The organism is Massilia sp. DJPM01, from assembly GCF_030348125.1.
Taxonomy (GTDB): domain Bacteria; phylum Pseudomonadota; class Gammaproteobacteria; order Burkholderiales; family Burkholderiaceae_D; genus Telluria_A; species Telluria_A frigida.
In genome coordinates this window covers 1-13,998 of record NZ_JAQOZV010000092.1, presented here as the reverse complement: position 1 = coordinate 13,998, position 13,998 = coordinate 1, and the positions used below count along the sequence as shown (strand labels likewise).

At 66.5% G+C, this 13,998-nt stretch carries 8 protein-coding genes; 5 read left to right on the top strand and 3 right to left on the bottom strand.

The window, feature by feature from the left end:
- Positions 1-271 precede the first annotated feature (271 nt).
- From PO883_RS34980 to PO883_RS32510, 3 genes are all read right to left on the bottom strand, one after another.
- Positions 272-715: a N,N-dimethylformamidase beta subunit family domain-containing protein gene (locus PO883_RS34980; RefSeq protein ID WP_308606748.1), complete on the bottom strand. Its 444-nt coding sequence runs from the start codon at positions 713-715 to the stop codon at positions 272-274.
- Positions 716-963: 248 nt separating this feature from the next.
- Positions 964-2,376 (bottom strand): hypothetical protein, encoded by a 1,413-nt coding sequence (locus PO883_RS32515; RefSeq protein ID WP_289313468.1) that lies wholly within the window; start codon positions 2,374-2,376, stop codon positions 964-966.
- Between the two features lies 1 nt (position 2,377).
- Positions 2,378-3,640: an SPFH domain-containing protein gene (locus PO883_RS32510; protein WP_289313467.1), complete on the bottom strand. Its 1,263-nt coding sequence runs from the start codon at positions 3,638-3,640 to the stop codon at positions 2,378-2,380.
- A 216-nt stretch (positions 3,641-3,856) separates the two neighbouring features.
- On the opposite strand from PO883_RS32510, the gene PO883_RS32505 reads away from it, so the two are divergent.
- The 5 genes from PO883_RS32505 (at position 3,857) to PO883_RS32485 (ending at position 13,746) form a co-directional block, all read left to right on the top strand.
- Complete coding sequence (locus PO883_RS32505; RefSeq protein ID WP_167094181.1) at positions 3,857-4,537, top strand: response regulator transcription factor; 681 nt, start codon at positions 3,857-3,859, stop codon at positions 4,535-4,537.
- Positions 4,538-6,640: a sensor histidine kinase KdpD gene (locus PO883_RS32500; RefSeq protein ID WP_289313466.1), complete on the top strand. Its 2,103-nt coding sequence runs from the start codon at positions 4,538-4,540 to the stop codon at positions 6,638-6,640.
- Between the two features lie 74 nt (positions 6,641-6,714).
- Positions 6,715-9,822 (top strand): hypothetical protein, encoded by a 3,108-nt coding sequence (locus tag PO883_RS32495; RefSeq protein WP_289313465.1) that lies wholly within the window; start codon positions 6,715-6,717, stop codon positions 9,820-9,822.
- A complete protein-coding gene (locus tag PO883_RS32490; RefSeq protein WP_289313464.1) occupies positions 9,819-11,465 on the top strand; it encodes an SWIM zinc finger family protein in 1,647 nt (548 codons plus the stop codon). The genes PO883_RS32495 and PO883_RS32490 overlap by 4 nt, the downstream gene beginning before the upstream one ends.
- A gap of 364 nt (positions 11,466-11,829) precedes the next feature.
- Positions 11,830-13,746, top strand: a complete 1,917-nt coding sequence (locus PO883_RS32485) for a reverse transcriptase family protein (protein WP_289313463.1) — start codon at positions 11,830-11,832, stop codon at positions 13,744-13,746.
- Positions 13,747-13,998 lie beyond the last annotated feature (252 nt).

Genomic DNA, 13,998 nt, shown 5'->3' with positions numbered 1-13,998 from the left:
CTAATTGTTAAAGAACTTATTCTGCGCTACTTTCTGCCGTTTGCTACGAAGCGTTGTGTTCGTTGCAGCAGAGAGATGAGATTATGCGGCGTTTTGCGTTTTTCGTCAACCTCTTTTTTACTACATCGCCTCGTTTGAGACGCCCTTTACAGCCCGCCAACTACTTGATTTCGTTAACGTTTTCTTCGGGGAGGCGAACTATAGCAAACCCTCTGCCAGCTTGACAAGGCGTTTTATGAAACCCGCTGTCAGGCCGACATTTTCGCAACGCTCACGGCGTCCTCAGGTGCTCCAAAACGTTAAGCGTGATGCGCGCCACAAGCGCATCATTCCCCATGGCAAACACCTGCACCCAATCTGTCGTGCCTGTAGTGAAAACGCTCCCCTTGCGGGGCGTAGATACCCATCCTAGCGGCATGCATTCCCTCCCTTGCCGCAAGACCGGAACGTGCGAGGAGGCCCTACCCCTCGCCCAGCATGCTCGCCACCAGAAGGACAAAGCTGGCCGGGCTGCCATGCCTGCATGCGCTGCGAGCCTGACGCCCCGATCAGCCCCGTCCATACATGCAAGCTGCGCGCCATCGCACTCGTACCCAAGCAGTGGCGGCGATGACTCCGCGCCGAACATATCGCCGTTCTGCAGTCCCTTCCCCGCAAACACCCAATGACCCGCTTGCTGAACCACGTAGCCCTGCGATGACCACAATGGCGGCATCCTCAAAAGGGGACGGATGAAACACACTGTATACATGCGAGAGGTGATGACAGATGCGCGCGCCGGCTGCCGGCGGCCGGGCGCCAGCGCGGCGGCCAGCTCGCGTTCGTACCCGGCAAGTTAATGCCGAGGACGAGCGGCGCGCCGCCGCCTTGCGTCACAGACTGCTTCCGCATGATGCCGCCTCCGCTCCCACAAATGAGTACACTTCATTGGAGCGGCCGGCGGCATTTAAGTTCAGTATCGATTTATCGCAGGCTGAGAGTCTGGCGTTTCCAGGCCGGATCTTGCCAACGGTAAAAGCCGCTGAGCGCATCGGGCCGGTCGGCGCTTTTCTCCACCGCCAGCGTATCGATGTCGACAATCTCGAACGCACGCTTGATGCGTCCCTCGATCCGCGCCTCGCGCGCGACCAGCACCTTGGGCGAGCCCGGCACCCAGCCGGCAAATTCGGCGTAACCGAGCGTCGGTTCGATCGCCGCTGGCGGCAGCACATCGATGCGCCAGCCGCCCGCGCCACGGTGAAACAGCCACAGTTCGCGCCAGCCATCGAGCGGCTGCACGGCCAGCGCCAGCGCGCTGGCCTGCGCATTGGCGCGCGCCGACGCATTCCACACGATGCCATACGTGCAGCGCGACGCCAGCGGCGCGCGCTGGTCGTGCTGCGCGTCGACCAGCAGCACACAGGTTTCGCCCGGCTGGCCGGGCCGCGTCACCACGTTCAGCCCCGCCGGCGCGGCCACGGGAGGCTCCGCCGCCCAGCGCACGCTGCCCGTGCGCACCGCCGCTTCGGCGTAGGCGCTACGGTCTTCCTCCGCCAGTTCGGCCTTGTTGACGCTGGCCAGTTCGAGGATGGCGCGGTTGGCCGCCTGCGTCGGCGATGCGTTCTTGCGCGCCAGCTCGAAGGCGATCGAGGACCATACCGCCGCGCGCCGCGTGTACACGCGGTTGCGCACATGCTCGGGCAAGTCCTTCACGTCCACCTTGTCGAGCACCTCGGCGCGCCACTGGTCAAGCGCATTGCGCTGCGCCACCTTCAGCGCCGGATCGACGCATTCGTCGCGCGTCAGCCCCAGCGCCGCAGTGGCGCGCTGGGTCGGGCTGGAGGCCATCGCCAGCACCCGCCGGAACGCTTCGCCGTCGTAGCACAGCTGGATCGCGCCTTCGCGCTCGTAGCTGCGAATGACCACGCCGTAGTTGGCCACCACTTCCAGGTGCGCCGCCACGACCGCCTCGCTACGCTTGTCCAGGCGCGAAGAACCGCGCCGCGCCAGCCGTTCGGCCATGCTGCCCAGGGCATCGAACACCTCGGCATCGATGGCGATGGCCGGTGCGGCCTTGAGAAAGGCGGCTGCGTATCCGATGCCGAGCGCCTCCGCCCCCGGCGTGTCGCGTACGAAGCGCACCACGGCTTTGAGTTCGGGCGCCGCCGCCGGCGTCAGGTCGATCTGGCGCACCTGGGGCATGCGCACATAGCCGGCCCGCTCGCGCCGGTGGTCGTAGACCTGGAGGAAATCCATCTTGACGCCGCGGATTTCCAGGCTGTCTCCTTGCCACAGCACGGCCTGGGAGGGCGCCGAATCGCGCGGCGCGGCGCGCAGCTGCATCTCGTCGCGCGTGACGATGGCAATGGCGGCTGCGGCGGTCAGGGTAGCGAGCATATTATTCTTCTTCGGCTGCGGTGTCGGCGGCCGGAGCGGCTGCCATGGCGGCAGGGGCTGGCGTGCCCTTGCCCTGGCCCAGCAGCGCGGCCCCGATAAAGCCGCCGTCGGTCGGTGGCGCGGCGATGATCACCGAAACCTTGTCGGACAACTTGTCGGCCATGGTCTTCTGGATCAGCAGCGGGTGGCGGGTGATGACGGCGCCGTCGCGTTCCATCTGCGCGGTGCTGACCTTGCCGACCACCTCCTGGCGGTACGCTTCGGCGTCGGCCAGCTTGCGGCGCGAATCGGCTTCGCCGGTCGCTTCGATCACACGCGCCTGGGCTGCGCCTTCGGACGTCTTGATGCGCGAGGTCTTTTCGGCCTCCGCTTCCAGCCTGCGCTGCTCGATCTGCTTCTGCTTGAACGGCAGCACGTGCGCCATGGCCTGCTCCTGCGCCCTGGCGGCGATAATCTGCTCGTTGCCGGCCGCTTCGGCCGCTTTTTCGCGCTTGATCTTGTCGGCGTCCGCTTCGAGCGCGGTCTGCTTGACCTGCTTTTCCTTCAGTTCGAGCGTGTAGCGCATCTTCTCGGTCTGCAGTTCCTCGGCCAGCAGCGTTTCCATTCCGGCCATGTACTCGCGCGGCAGCGTGATCTTGCCGATCGTGACATGGCGCAGCAAGATGCCATCGGCCGCCAGCTTGGGTTTGAGTTCGGCCTCGATCACTTGCTGGATTTCGGCGCGCTTGCTGGAAAAAATCTCGCGCACGGTGTAGCGCGTAACCACTTTATAGATCACGCCCTGCACCGCCGGGTCGATCACGGCGCTGCTGATATCGTCCGGCAGGGTTTGCGCCACCGCGACCAGCTTGGCCGGGTCGATCGCATAACGCACGCTCAAGTCCACGCCCAGCGCCAGCCCTTCGACCGACTGGTAGGGCTGATCGCCGCGCCCGGCCGGCTTGTAGATCTGGTCCAGCACCGGCAACTGGCGCAGTTCATGCACGCCGGGTATCAGCATCACAGTACCGTCGCGCACCACGCTGGCCGCGCCGCTCAACTGGTTGAGGCGGACGCCCACATTGCCGCGCTCAATCTTGGCCACCGGAGGATGCTTCACCAGCAGGTAACCGGCGCCGCCGATGGCGCACAGCGCCAGCACGCTGCGCAGGCCCGGACGCGGCAGCACGCCCGCGCCGGAACGCGCCACCGCGCGCGCGCCCGCCGCGCCCTTGCCCAGCACCGCACGCACCGCCAACACTACCTTCTTGATCCGATCGGACATTTGCCTCACCTATTCAGTTTGCCGGTCCTGCACCCGCATGACCCTGAGACGTATCGTGCGCGCCATGGGGTGGAAGTATCAATCCGTGCCCCGGGCCAGAACCCTCACCGGGCGGAGCTTTCGCAGCGCCGTGTGAAGAAAAGCTCACAGGCCCCGTATGACTTTTCAGCCAAAAGCGTGGATACTGGCACCCTCACCAATCAGCAGGAGCAGCCCATGCCCAGAGTGGCCGTCATCGAGGACGACCTCCCGACCAGTAACCAGTTGCGCAGCTGGATCGAGGCGGCCAGACCGGGCATCGTCGTCGACCAGTGGTTCAGCCGCGACGAGGCCGAGGCGGCAATCGCGCGCGAGCGCTACGACCTGGTGGTGCTCGACATCGAGCTGGGACGCGAGCGTCACGCGGGCGTGGCCATCATCAACGCCATCAACAAGAAGCACGCGACGCCGGTGCTGGTGGTGTCGGCCATGCCGGCCACCATTTACCGCAGCATCATGAAGGCGCTCGACGCCTGGGACTATCTGCAAAAAGCCACCTTCGAGGAAGCCGACTTCACCGATACCTTCCTGGAGATCTTGCGCGCGGTCAAGGAGCGCGACAAGCCGGCCCCGGACGCCGACGAACTGGCCATGGACCCGCTGCGCCAGCGCTCGCCCACCTGGCGCGGCCAGCGCATCAACCTGCCGCTGACGGCGCAGCGCATCCTGGCGGCCCTGTTCGCGCGGCGCGGCCAGGTGGTGTCGTACGAAGAGTTGTACGAGGTGGTCAAGAGTGGCCGCAACCGCGACAACATCCGCAAGCACGTGAGCACCATCCGCGACGCCTTCCGCGAGATCGATCCGGCCTTCGAGTGCATCGAGAACGTGCCGATGCGCGGTTTTCGCTGGGCCGACTAAATGACACCGCGCCGGCCCTGGTTCGCGCCCTACCGCCTGCGCATCCTGCTGCGCGCGGCCTTCCTGCTGCTGGCCCTGGCCACCCTCGGCCTGGCCGTCTCGGTGCTGCAGCAGGAAAAGCAGCTCAGTTACACCAGCTACCAGGCCAGCTTCCGCAAGACCGGGGAGCAGATCAGCGCCACCCTGCGCCATCCGGCCGGACAGCTTGCACTGCTCAATCCTCCGTCGCTTGGCGCGGCCGCACCTGGCCTGCGCCCGCTGCTGCTGCCGTTTCCCGCGCTCGACTTCGACGACCAGCAAAAGGTGCAGCAAGCCGTGGCCATGTCGGGCTGCATGCGCCAGTTCGGACCCAGCGCCAGCCTGTGCGCGGCCATCGGCAATAATCCCTGGGCCGGTGGCTTCATCTACGTGGCCGGCAGCGTCGATCTGGCGCGCCTGGTCTCGCACCGCAGCGGCGATGAAGTGCTGAACCAGTCGCACCGGGTGCGCATCAAGGTGTCGCTGCGAGGACGCACCTATCAGTGGATCGCCCCGTTCGAGGAAGAAGCGCGCCAGCCGGCCGGCCCGTACGCCCCCCTGCGCGGACGGCTGACCGGCTTTAACGCGGACGACGAGGGCCGCAAGCACACCCGCCCCGTGAAGGATTTCCGCGGCTGGATGTGGCAGAACGCCCAGTGCAACGAGCCCACCGCCGGCGCCAATCCGGACACCTGCCCGCGCAATGCCTTCTTTTCGGTGCGCCTGCCGGTCAGCGTGCTGCAGGAAGACCTGTTCGGAGATGACAGCACGCGCCGCGTCTGGCCGCCGGCCGATCTCGATCAGATCCGCGTCAGCGTGGTACTGCTCGCACCCGGCGAAGGGGCGGTGGTGCTCGACAGCGACCAGACCAGCGCGGCGAGCGGCTTCTCGCTGGCCGACCTGGCCCCCATGCTGCTGCCGGGCGAAACCCTGCGCATCGACAAAGCCGGCGCCACCGGCGCGGTCACGACACCCGCGCTGATCAAGCTGGCCGGCGCCAGCGGCACCGAAGACGCGTCGCAGCACGTCCTCACGGCCCTGATCCGGCGCCTGCCGGTCGATACCTACGACACTCCGCTGGCTGCGACCCACCGCATCGCCACGCCGCTGGGCAGCTACGACGTAGTGCTGGCCGGCGACGTGCGCAGCGTCAGCCAGAGCCTGGGCGTGGTGGCCAGCCGCATGGCCTGGTTCGTCGGCGCCATGCTGCTGGCGCTGATGCTGGCCTGGCTGGTGATCGAGATCGGCATCATCAGCCGCATCAAGGAACTGATCGACCGTGCCGATTCGGTGGCGCGCACCGTCAAGGAGCGCGGCGACGCGTCGCAGCCCGACCTGTCGGACCTGCGCGGGGAAGATGAACTGGGCGTGCTGGCCACCTGCCTGCACGACCTGCTGCGCCGCGTGCGCGAGGATGTCGAACGTGAAGCCATCCGCGCGGAACAGGAGCGCGACATGTGGCACGCGGTCGGTCACGAGATCATGTCGCCGTTGCAGTCGCTGATGGCGCTGCACGGTACTGACGGGGGCGATGACAACCCGAGCGTGCGCTACGTGGTCCGCATGCAGCAAGCGATCCGCGTGCTGTACGGACGCGCCTCGCCCAGCGAAGCGTTCCAGTCGACCGTGCTGCAGGTGACCGAAGTCGATCTGACCGCCTTTTTGCGCAACGTGGCGGCCAACGCCCCCTGCGCCGGCATCACCGATGTGGTCTTTCACGGCGCGCCGCAGGCGGTGCTGGTGCGGGCCGACGAATATTCGCTGGAAGACGTGGTCACCCATGTGCTGGTCAACGCCCAGCGCTACCGCCTGCCCGGCACCAGCATCGACATCACGCTCGACGCCAGCGAAACGAGTGCCGGCGTCACCATCGCCAACCGTGGTCCGACCATCGCCTCCGATGTCATCGGCACCATTTTCGAGTATGGCGTGTCGGACCAGGAAGAAGCTGGCGCACACGGCAACCGTGGCCAGGGCCTGTTCGTGGCCCGGACCTACATGGCGAAGATGGGCGGCACCATCGTCGCCAAGAACCTCGACGACGGGGTCGCCTTCGTGCTCACGCTGCAGCGCGGCGCCGCCTAGATGTTCATTGCCTGATTTACAAGCAGTTCTGCCCCGGGTTACTATTCATCCCTATTCAATTATAGGCAGACGCGGTGAGACTGATTCGTACAACCCGCCTGGTACGCAGGCAAAAACACAGCGTGGTCGAATGCGAAATCGACCTGTGCGAACTGCCCGACGGCGATGAGCGCTACCTCGTCAACGTGCGCCAGGGCCGCAGCGGCGACGAGTGGCGCGACGCGACGCGCACGCCGCAGCCGGTCGGCCTGGCCACGGCGGAACACCTCTTTGCCCAATTGCTGGCCGAACGCCAGGCGCAGGGCTTCACCGACGCGGCGGCCCTGCCGCTCGCGCGCCTGGACGACTCCGCGCCAGTGGCGCCGCCGACTGCCGAACGGCGCGCGGCCGACGCCGTGCTGCTTGGCCGGCTGGACCCCGGCGTCTGGCGGCGCCTCAAGGACCAGCAGCGCACCCGCACCGCATGGCGCATCGGCGAACGCCGGCTGGCCGCCGCGGTACCGTTGATGGTCGGCCTGATCGGGCGTGGCACCTCCGCACTCGATTACTGCCTGGCCTGGGCCATCGGCCGCTGTGGCGACGCCGGCGCGACCCAGGCGATGCTCGAACTGACCGCACGCGGCAGCTCCGATGCGGTGCGCCGCATCGCCCGGCAAGCGTGGCTGCAACTGGCCGGGGACGCGGCGCTGGCCCAGAACGCCGCGCAGCTGACCGGCGACTGGCCGGCGCGCCTGCGCGAAGCCTGGGCCGCGCGCGACGAGGAAGCGATTGCGCAGCTGTGCGCGCGCCCCGATCAATGGACCTCGCTGTCGCTGTCGGACTGGCTCGAGCAGCTCGATCAGGTGGCGCTGGCCGACCCGCTGGCGCGCGCCATCCTGCTGGCGCAACTGCGCCAACTGCCTCTGCGCGCGGGCACCTTCCGCGCCGTGCGGCATCTGTACAAGGCCGCCGAAATGCGCGACGACGGCGAGCTGTTTGGCCTGCTGCAGCAACGCTTCGACACCACGGCGGCCCAGACCTCCAGCACGTATGTGCGCATCGACCGCAAATGGGTGCCCTACGCGGAAATGGCGGCCCGGCCCGACAGCACCGTCGCCTACAGCACGCGCACGCGCGCCTACCTGCGCCTGCGCGGCTGGCGCACGCTGCGCCGTCTCGGCCAGGACAACGACCCGGCCTTCGTCACGATGGCGCTCGGCGCCTTGATGGCGATGGATGACGCCGACGCCGGCCAGCCCTACACACGCGAGGGCCGCTATTTCATGCGCGCCAACCGCACGTATGACACCTACAGCCACTGGACCATGTTCAACCGCCTGCTGCGCAGCCATGGCGCCTGGACTGGCAACCGCAGTGGCAGCAGCTGGTTCCAGGTCGGCCCGATCGTGCCCGCCAACGGACGCGAAGAAGCGTTTCCCGCGCTGTGGGATGCGCGTCCCACAGCCCTGCTCTTGCTGATGCAGCGCAGCCGCTGCGAGGGCGTGCACGCCTTTGCGGCGCGCGCCCTGAGCGGCAACGCCGCCTTTTGCGAGCGCATCACGCTCGACGAACTGGGCGCGCTTTTGCGCAGCCCTTACAGCGAGACCGCCAGTTTCGCCTTCCAGCTGTGCCGCCAGCGCTTTGCCGACGGCGTGCCGGATACCCGCTGGCTGCTGTTGCTGCTGCAATCGAGCCTGCCGGAGGCGCGTACCTTCGCGCTGGAATGCATCAGCCGCGCGCCGGACCACTACTGCGCCGACGCGCTGCTGGTCGCCACCCTGGCCTGCTCGCCCGATGAAGCGGTGCGCCGCCATGGCCGCATGCTGTGCCAGTGCGCGCTGGCCCTGCCCGGCCAGGCCGACGCCATCGTCCTGCTGCTGCTCGACTGGCTGGACAACTGCGGCGACCTCGATCAGGCCGAGATGGTGGTGCCGGCCATCGCCGCCGACCTGGTATGGCTGCTCGACCGTCCCCTGCACACGGCTGCGGCGCTCGCGCCGTATGCGCGCCTGCTTGCCCTGCTCGCGCACCGGCTGGCCAGCGTGCGCATCGCCGCCGGCGAATGGCTGCTGCGCCATGCCGAGCCGGCGGGCGCGATCCCGCCGGCCACCCTGGCGGCGCTGCTGCAGGAAGCGGATGCGGGCGTGCGCGCGGTCGGCATCAAGCTCTTTAGCGCACTGCCGGAGCACCTGCTGGCGGATCAGGCCTTGCTGTTCGCCGTGTTCTGCACCCACCCGGATCCGGACGTGCGGCGCGCCATCGACGGTGCCTTGCAGCGCATAGCGCCGAACGACGCCACATTCCGCGCCACCCTGCTGCCGCTGCTGCTCGATACCCTGTTCCACAGCGAACCGGCCGACGGCGTGCACGCGGACCTGATCGCATGGATCCTGGGGCCGCTCAATTCGGGCGCCGACCACCTCGACCGCGCGCTGCTGGTGCGCCTGTTGGCCGCGCGCAGCAAGGGCGCGCAACTGCTCGGTGCCCAGATGCTGCCGCGCTTCGCCAACACGCAGTTCAGCGTGGCCGAATGGGCGCAGTTTGGCCGCAATGAAAACGCCAGCGTGCGGCGCTGGGCCTGTGCGGCCTTTACCGAACACGCAGCCCTGGTGCGCACCCAGATGGAAGCGGCGCTGCGCCTGCTCGACAGCAGCTGGGACGATACCCGCGCCTTCGCGCGCGAGTTCTTCAGCAAGCAGTGCGGCACCGAAGACTGGAATCCGTCACTGCTGGTGAGCCTGTGCGACCATCTCGATCCAGAAGTGCAGCGCTTTGGGCGCACCATGCTCACGACCCATTTCGACGTCGCCGACGTCACCGAATACATGCTCAAACTTAGCCAGCATCCGTCCGCCAACATGCAGCTGTTCGTCAGCGGCTGGCTCGCCAGCGCAAGCGCCGGCGACCTGTCCAAGCTGGAACGCCTCGAACCGTACTTTTTGAACGTGCTGTCGCAGGTCAACCGCGGCCGGGTGGTCAAGAACCGCGTGCTCGACTTCCTGCGCGCGCAGGCGCAGGCATCGGAGGCGATTGCCGCTTTTGTTGCGCGCCTGTTCGCGCGCCAGGTGCTCACGGTCGCCATCGCCGACAAGGCGCAGTACATCGAGGGACTGCGTGCGATCCAGGAACGCTTTCCGGCCCTGCCGGCGGTGATGACCATCGAGCCGCCGCGCGCGCATGCGAACCTGCGGGGACCACAATGAAATTCGAGTACCGCTACTACGGCGCCAGCACCGTCAGCAACAGCGCCTCAAGCACCGAGATGCGCTTCGCGCCCGACACCCTGCGTCCGCCGACCCATTTTGTCGCCCAGCTGAACAAGCACATTCCCTTCCGCGAAGCCATCTCCGCGCTGCACGACGTCGTGGTGGCCGACCAGCGCTACCAGCCGCCCGACAAGACCGCGTACCTGGCATGGCGCGCCCAGAATGAAGACCCGGCGCTGGCGGAACTGATCGACCGCAATGCGGACCTGCGCGCGCGCATGGCGCCATTGAGCGAGGAGCTCAAGGCGCTGCGGGCGCAAAAGAGCATCATCCTCAAGCCTTTCGCCGCAGCCCAGGCCAAATACTTCGACTATATATACAAGGCCAATTTCGACGCCTGGGTGGTACTCGACCCGGTGATCACGGTTCATCCCGACCGCGTGTTCTTCGAGTGCTTCAGCCGCGACGAATCGAGCTACGCCTCGCTCAGCTGCAGCCACAATGTGTTCGACCGCGTGGGCGACTTCGCCTGCGGCACCACCAACGTCGACTACTCGGAAGGCCTGTACGGCGAATTCCAGAAGATCCGCGACTACAAAACGACCCGCCTGGCGATCGATCCAAGCGGCTTCCAGGTCGCTACCGCTGGCGATCCATCGTTCAAGGAAGAGAAGATCGACGTGCCGGAAACCTGGGTGCGCGGCTTTCTGCAGGTGAGCAGCGCGATGAACCTGCCGGCGCGCAGGCTCGATCTGCATCCGATGGATGTGCATAATTTCTGCCACCTCCTGCGCCGCAAGAAGGAACGCGTCGGCCCGCGCTCGATCCGCTTCGTGCTCACGCCGGGTGAACCGATCCGCGCGCTGTTCGAGCCGTGGAACGATGAACTGGTGTGCCGCCGCTCGATCTACCAGGGCAATGCGGCCGAAGAAATCCGCATCTGGGGGCGGCGCCGCCTGATGCTGCTCGAACGCCTGATCCCGGTGGCGCACAGCTTTACCGTGCACCTGATGGGCAGCGGCATGCCGAGCTTCTGGATCGCCAACCTGCCGGACATGCAGCTCACGCTCGGCCTGTCCGGCTGGACCGCCAACGACTGGGCGCGCGCCGGCCAGTTCGACCTGCTGGCGCCGCGCGGCGCCGTCGACGACGACAGCAAGGCGCGCATCTTTGCGGCATTGGGACAGCGCTGGTTTGCCACCGCCGACCAGCTGGCGGCCGATACCGGCCTGACGCGCGCCATCGTCGAAAGCGCGCTCACGTTGTACACCCAGGCCGGGCGCGTGATCTATGATCTGACGCAAGGCGTGTACCGGCTGCGCGAGCTGTCGCGCGAACCGTTGCCGCTGGACGTGCTGCGCTTTGCCAGCGCGATCGAAGAAAAGGCGGCGACCCTGCTGGCGGTGCAAAGCCTCTCCGAGCAAGCCAGCGAAGCGCTGCCAGAGGGCGGCCTGCGCCTGCGCGCGCGCAGCAAGGAAAACGGCCGGCCGTACCAGGTCATGCTGCGCCTCGACGCCGACCGGCGCATCGTCGACGGCAGCTGCGAGTGCAACCACTACACCCAGAACCGCATGCACAAGGGGCCGTGCGTGCACATGCTCGTGCTGCGCATGGACCAGGCCAGGCGCGACGCCGCGTGAGCGCGGCACACGCATCTTCACTAACCCACGTATTCAAACCAATGCTTGAGGAGCCCGGAATTCACCTGTTATACTCGCATCAACAAGCACGGCGGGATGGCTCTTGCAAACCGGACGGCGGATCGCCGTCCACGTTGTCAGCTCTTCCCACGCGTCACTGGCACGCTCTTCACTGTGCCGTACCTGCACCAGTAGCGCGACACGGTTTGGCTTCCCTGAAGCCGATCAGCGCCACTGGTGCGGTACGGCGTCGAGTGGAGCGCTCCAGTCCTGCAGGCCCTTCGATGATTATCCTGCCGTGCTTGTGTAGTTTGCGTTTTCCCGACAGTGTTTTCCGTGGCGCTCCTTGCGAGACCAGGACACGATGACTTCCCCTACTCCCTCTCCCTCCGAACTGACGCGCGCGCAGTTGTACGAGCGCATACGCGCCAGCTCCAAAGAAGAAGTCGTGCTGACCGAGATGCAGCGCCTCGGCTTCTGGCCGGCCGACAGCGGCAAGCCGTCGGTCGAAGCGGACCTGATCCGGCGCGAAACGGAACTCACGCAAGCCTTGCAGAAGCTCGGCAGCGAGCTGCATCACCTGCAAAATCCCGAGGCGGCACTGCGCCTGCTGCGCAAGGAGCGCATGGCCAAGGCCAAGGCGCGGCGCGAGGAAACGCGCCAGAAGCGCGCACTGGTGCGCTTCGAGAAGGCGCAATCGTGGCGTCTGCGGCGCGAACACGAAGTGCTGTACCTGGGCGCGGGCGTGTCGGGTGGCCTCAGTCGCGCCGATAGCGACGCCGCAAAACTGGCGGGGCTGGCCATGCCGGTGCTGCACAAGGCGGATGAACTGGCGCAGGCGATGGGCATCGCGCTGTCCGAGCTGCGCTTCCTGGCCTTCGAGCGGCGCGTCTCGCGCATCAGCCATTACCGGCGCTTCGCGATGCCCAAGAAGACCGGCGGCGAGCGGATTATTTCGGCGCCCATGCCGCGCCTGAAACGCGCCCAGTACTGGGTACTCGACAACGTGCTGGCGCGCGCGCCGCTGCACCAGGCGGCGCACGGCTTCGTGCCGGGCCGCTCGATCGTCAGCAATGCGGCGCCGCACGTCGGCCAGGCGGTGGTCATCAATCTGGACCTCAAGGATTTTTTCCCGTCGATCGGCATGCCGCGCATTAAAGGCGTGTTCGCGCAGCTGGGCTACAGCGAGCAGTTGGCAACCGTCCTGGCGCTGCTGTGCACCGAGGCGGCGACCGACGAAGTGCGCATCGATGGCGAAACTTTTTTTGTCGCGCACGGATCGCGTGCGCTGCCGCAGGGCGCGCCGAGCAGTCCCGCGTTGACCAATATTTTGTGCCGCCGGCTCGACGCGCGTTTGCAGGCTTGCGCGGCCAAGCTGGGTTTCAAGTACACGCGCTATGCGGACGACCTGACATTTTCGGGCGACGCCAACGCGCGCAAACTGGCCGGCAAGCTGCTGTGGCGCGCCAAGCAGATCGTCATCGACGAGGGCTTCACGCCGCATCCCGACAAACAGCATGTGATGCGCGACGCGCAGCGCCAGATGGTCACCGGGATCGTGGTCAATCAAAAGCCCTCGCTCGAACGCGAGACCCTGCGGCGTTTTCGCGCCACGCTGTTCCAGCTCGAAAAGGATGGCCCGGAGGGCAAGCAGTGGAACGGCAATACCAATGTCATCGATGCGCTGGAAGGGTATGCGCAGTTCATCCGCATGGTCGATCCGGCCAAGGGCTTGCCGCTGCTGGTGCGCGTGCGCGCCGCGCGGGCGCGGTGGGGAGTGGCCGGCATCGACATGAAGCTGGCGCAGTCGAAGCGCAGCAGTGCGTTCCGGGCGCTCTCGGCCCAGGGCAAGGCACCCTGGGATGGCTGGTGGCAGGCCACCCTGGCGTCAGCGCCGGTGCTGGAAAAAACCGCCGCGCAGCTGGCAGCGGAGAAGAAGGCGCGCAAGGAGGCCGAGGCGCCGGCGCCGCCGCCGACTCCCGTCAACATGACAAAGCCTGCGGCTGCGGATACCCGTGCCGCAGCGCTTCAGCCTCCCCCGGCGGGCGATGCCCCGGCCGATCCGCCTCGTGCCGGAAAACCGGATGGCGATAACAATTTTCGGATGGCGATCGCGGTGCAGGTCGTGTTTGTTTGCGCTTTTGCGCTGACCACGCAACGCGTGCTGCCGAGCGTCTGCATGGCGGTGATCGTGCTGCAATCGGCCATGTTCCGCAAACCGCGCTGGGGGTGGTTCCTGTTTATTGCCCTGATTTGGAGCGCGGTGACGCTCAAGTGGTAAGTGCGGCTGGGTCAGGCGCAGGGTAGTAATAAAGACACCTGCCCATGGTTGAGTAGGAAGCCCGTATTGCCGCCACCACGGCGACTTTCCCTACGCCGCACTGTACAAGATTGACGCCTTTAACAGTGTCAAAAACTTAATATTTTCAGCGTACGTTAAATTGATTTGCATGCAAGAAGCGAGAGGATACGGGCTGACGCGAGCCATTCAGGAGAATGATGGATACCCGGTTTCGCGCAAATGCGTGTTTGC

Excerpts from the sequence above, each read along its gene's own strand:
- PO883_RS32510 (WP_289313467.1), bottom strand. The coding sequence starts at position 3,640 with ATGTCCGATCGGATCAAGAAGGTAGTGTTGGCGGTGCGTGCGGTGCTG.
- PO883_RS34980 (WP_308606748.1), bottom strand. The coding sequence starts at position 715 with ATGCCGCCATTGTGGTCATCGCAGGGCTACGTGGTTCAGCAAGCGGGT.
- PO883_RS32515 (WP_289313468.1), bottom strand. The coding sequence starts at position 2,376 with ATGCTCGCTACCCTGACCGCCGCAGCCGCCATTGCCATCGTCACGCGC.
- PO883_RS32490 (WP_289313464.1), top strand. The coding sequence starts at position 9,819 with ATGAAATTCGAGTACCGCTACTACGGCGCCAGCACCGTCAGCAACAGC.
- PO883_RS32505 (WP_167094181.1), top strand. The coding sequence starts at position 3,857 with ATGCCCAGAGTGGCCGTCATCGAGGACGACCTCCCGACCAGTAACCAG.
- PO883_RS32485 (WP_289313463.1), top strand. The coding sequence starts at position 11,830 with ATGACTTCCCCTACTCCCTCTCCCTCCGAACTGACGCGCGCGCAGTTG.
- PO883_RS32500 (WP_289313466.1), top strand. The coding sequence starts at position 4,538 with ATGACACCGCGCCGGCCCTGGTTCGCGCCCTACCGCCTGCGCATCCTG.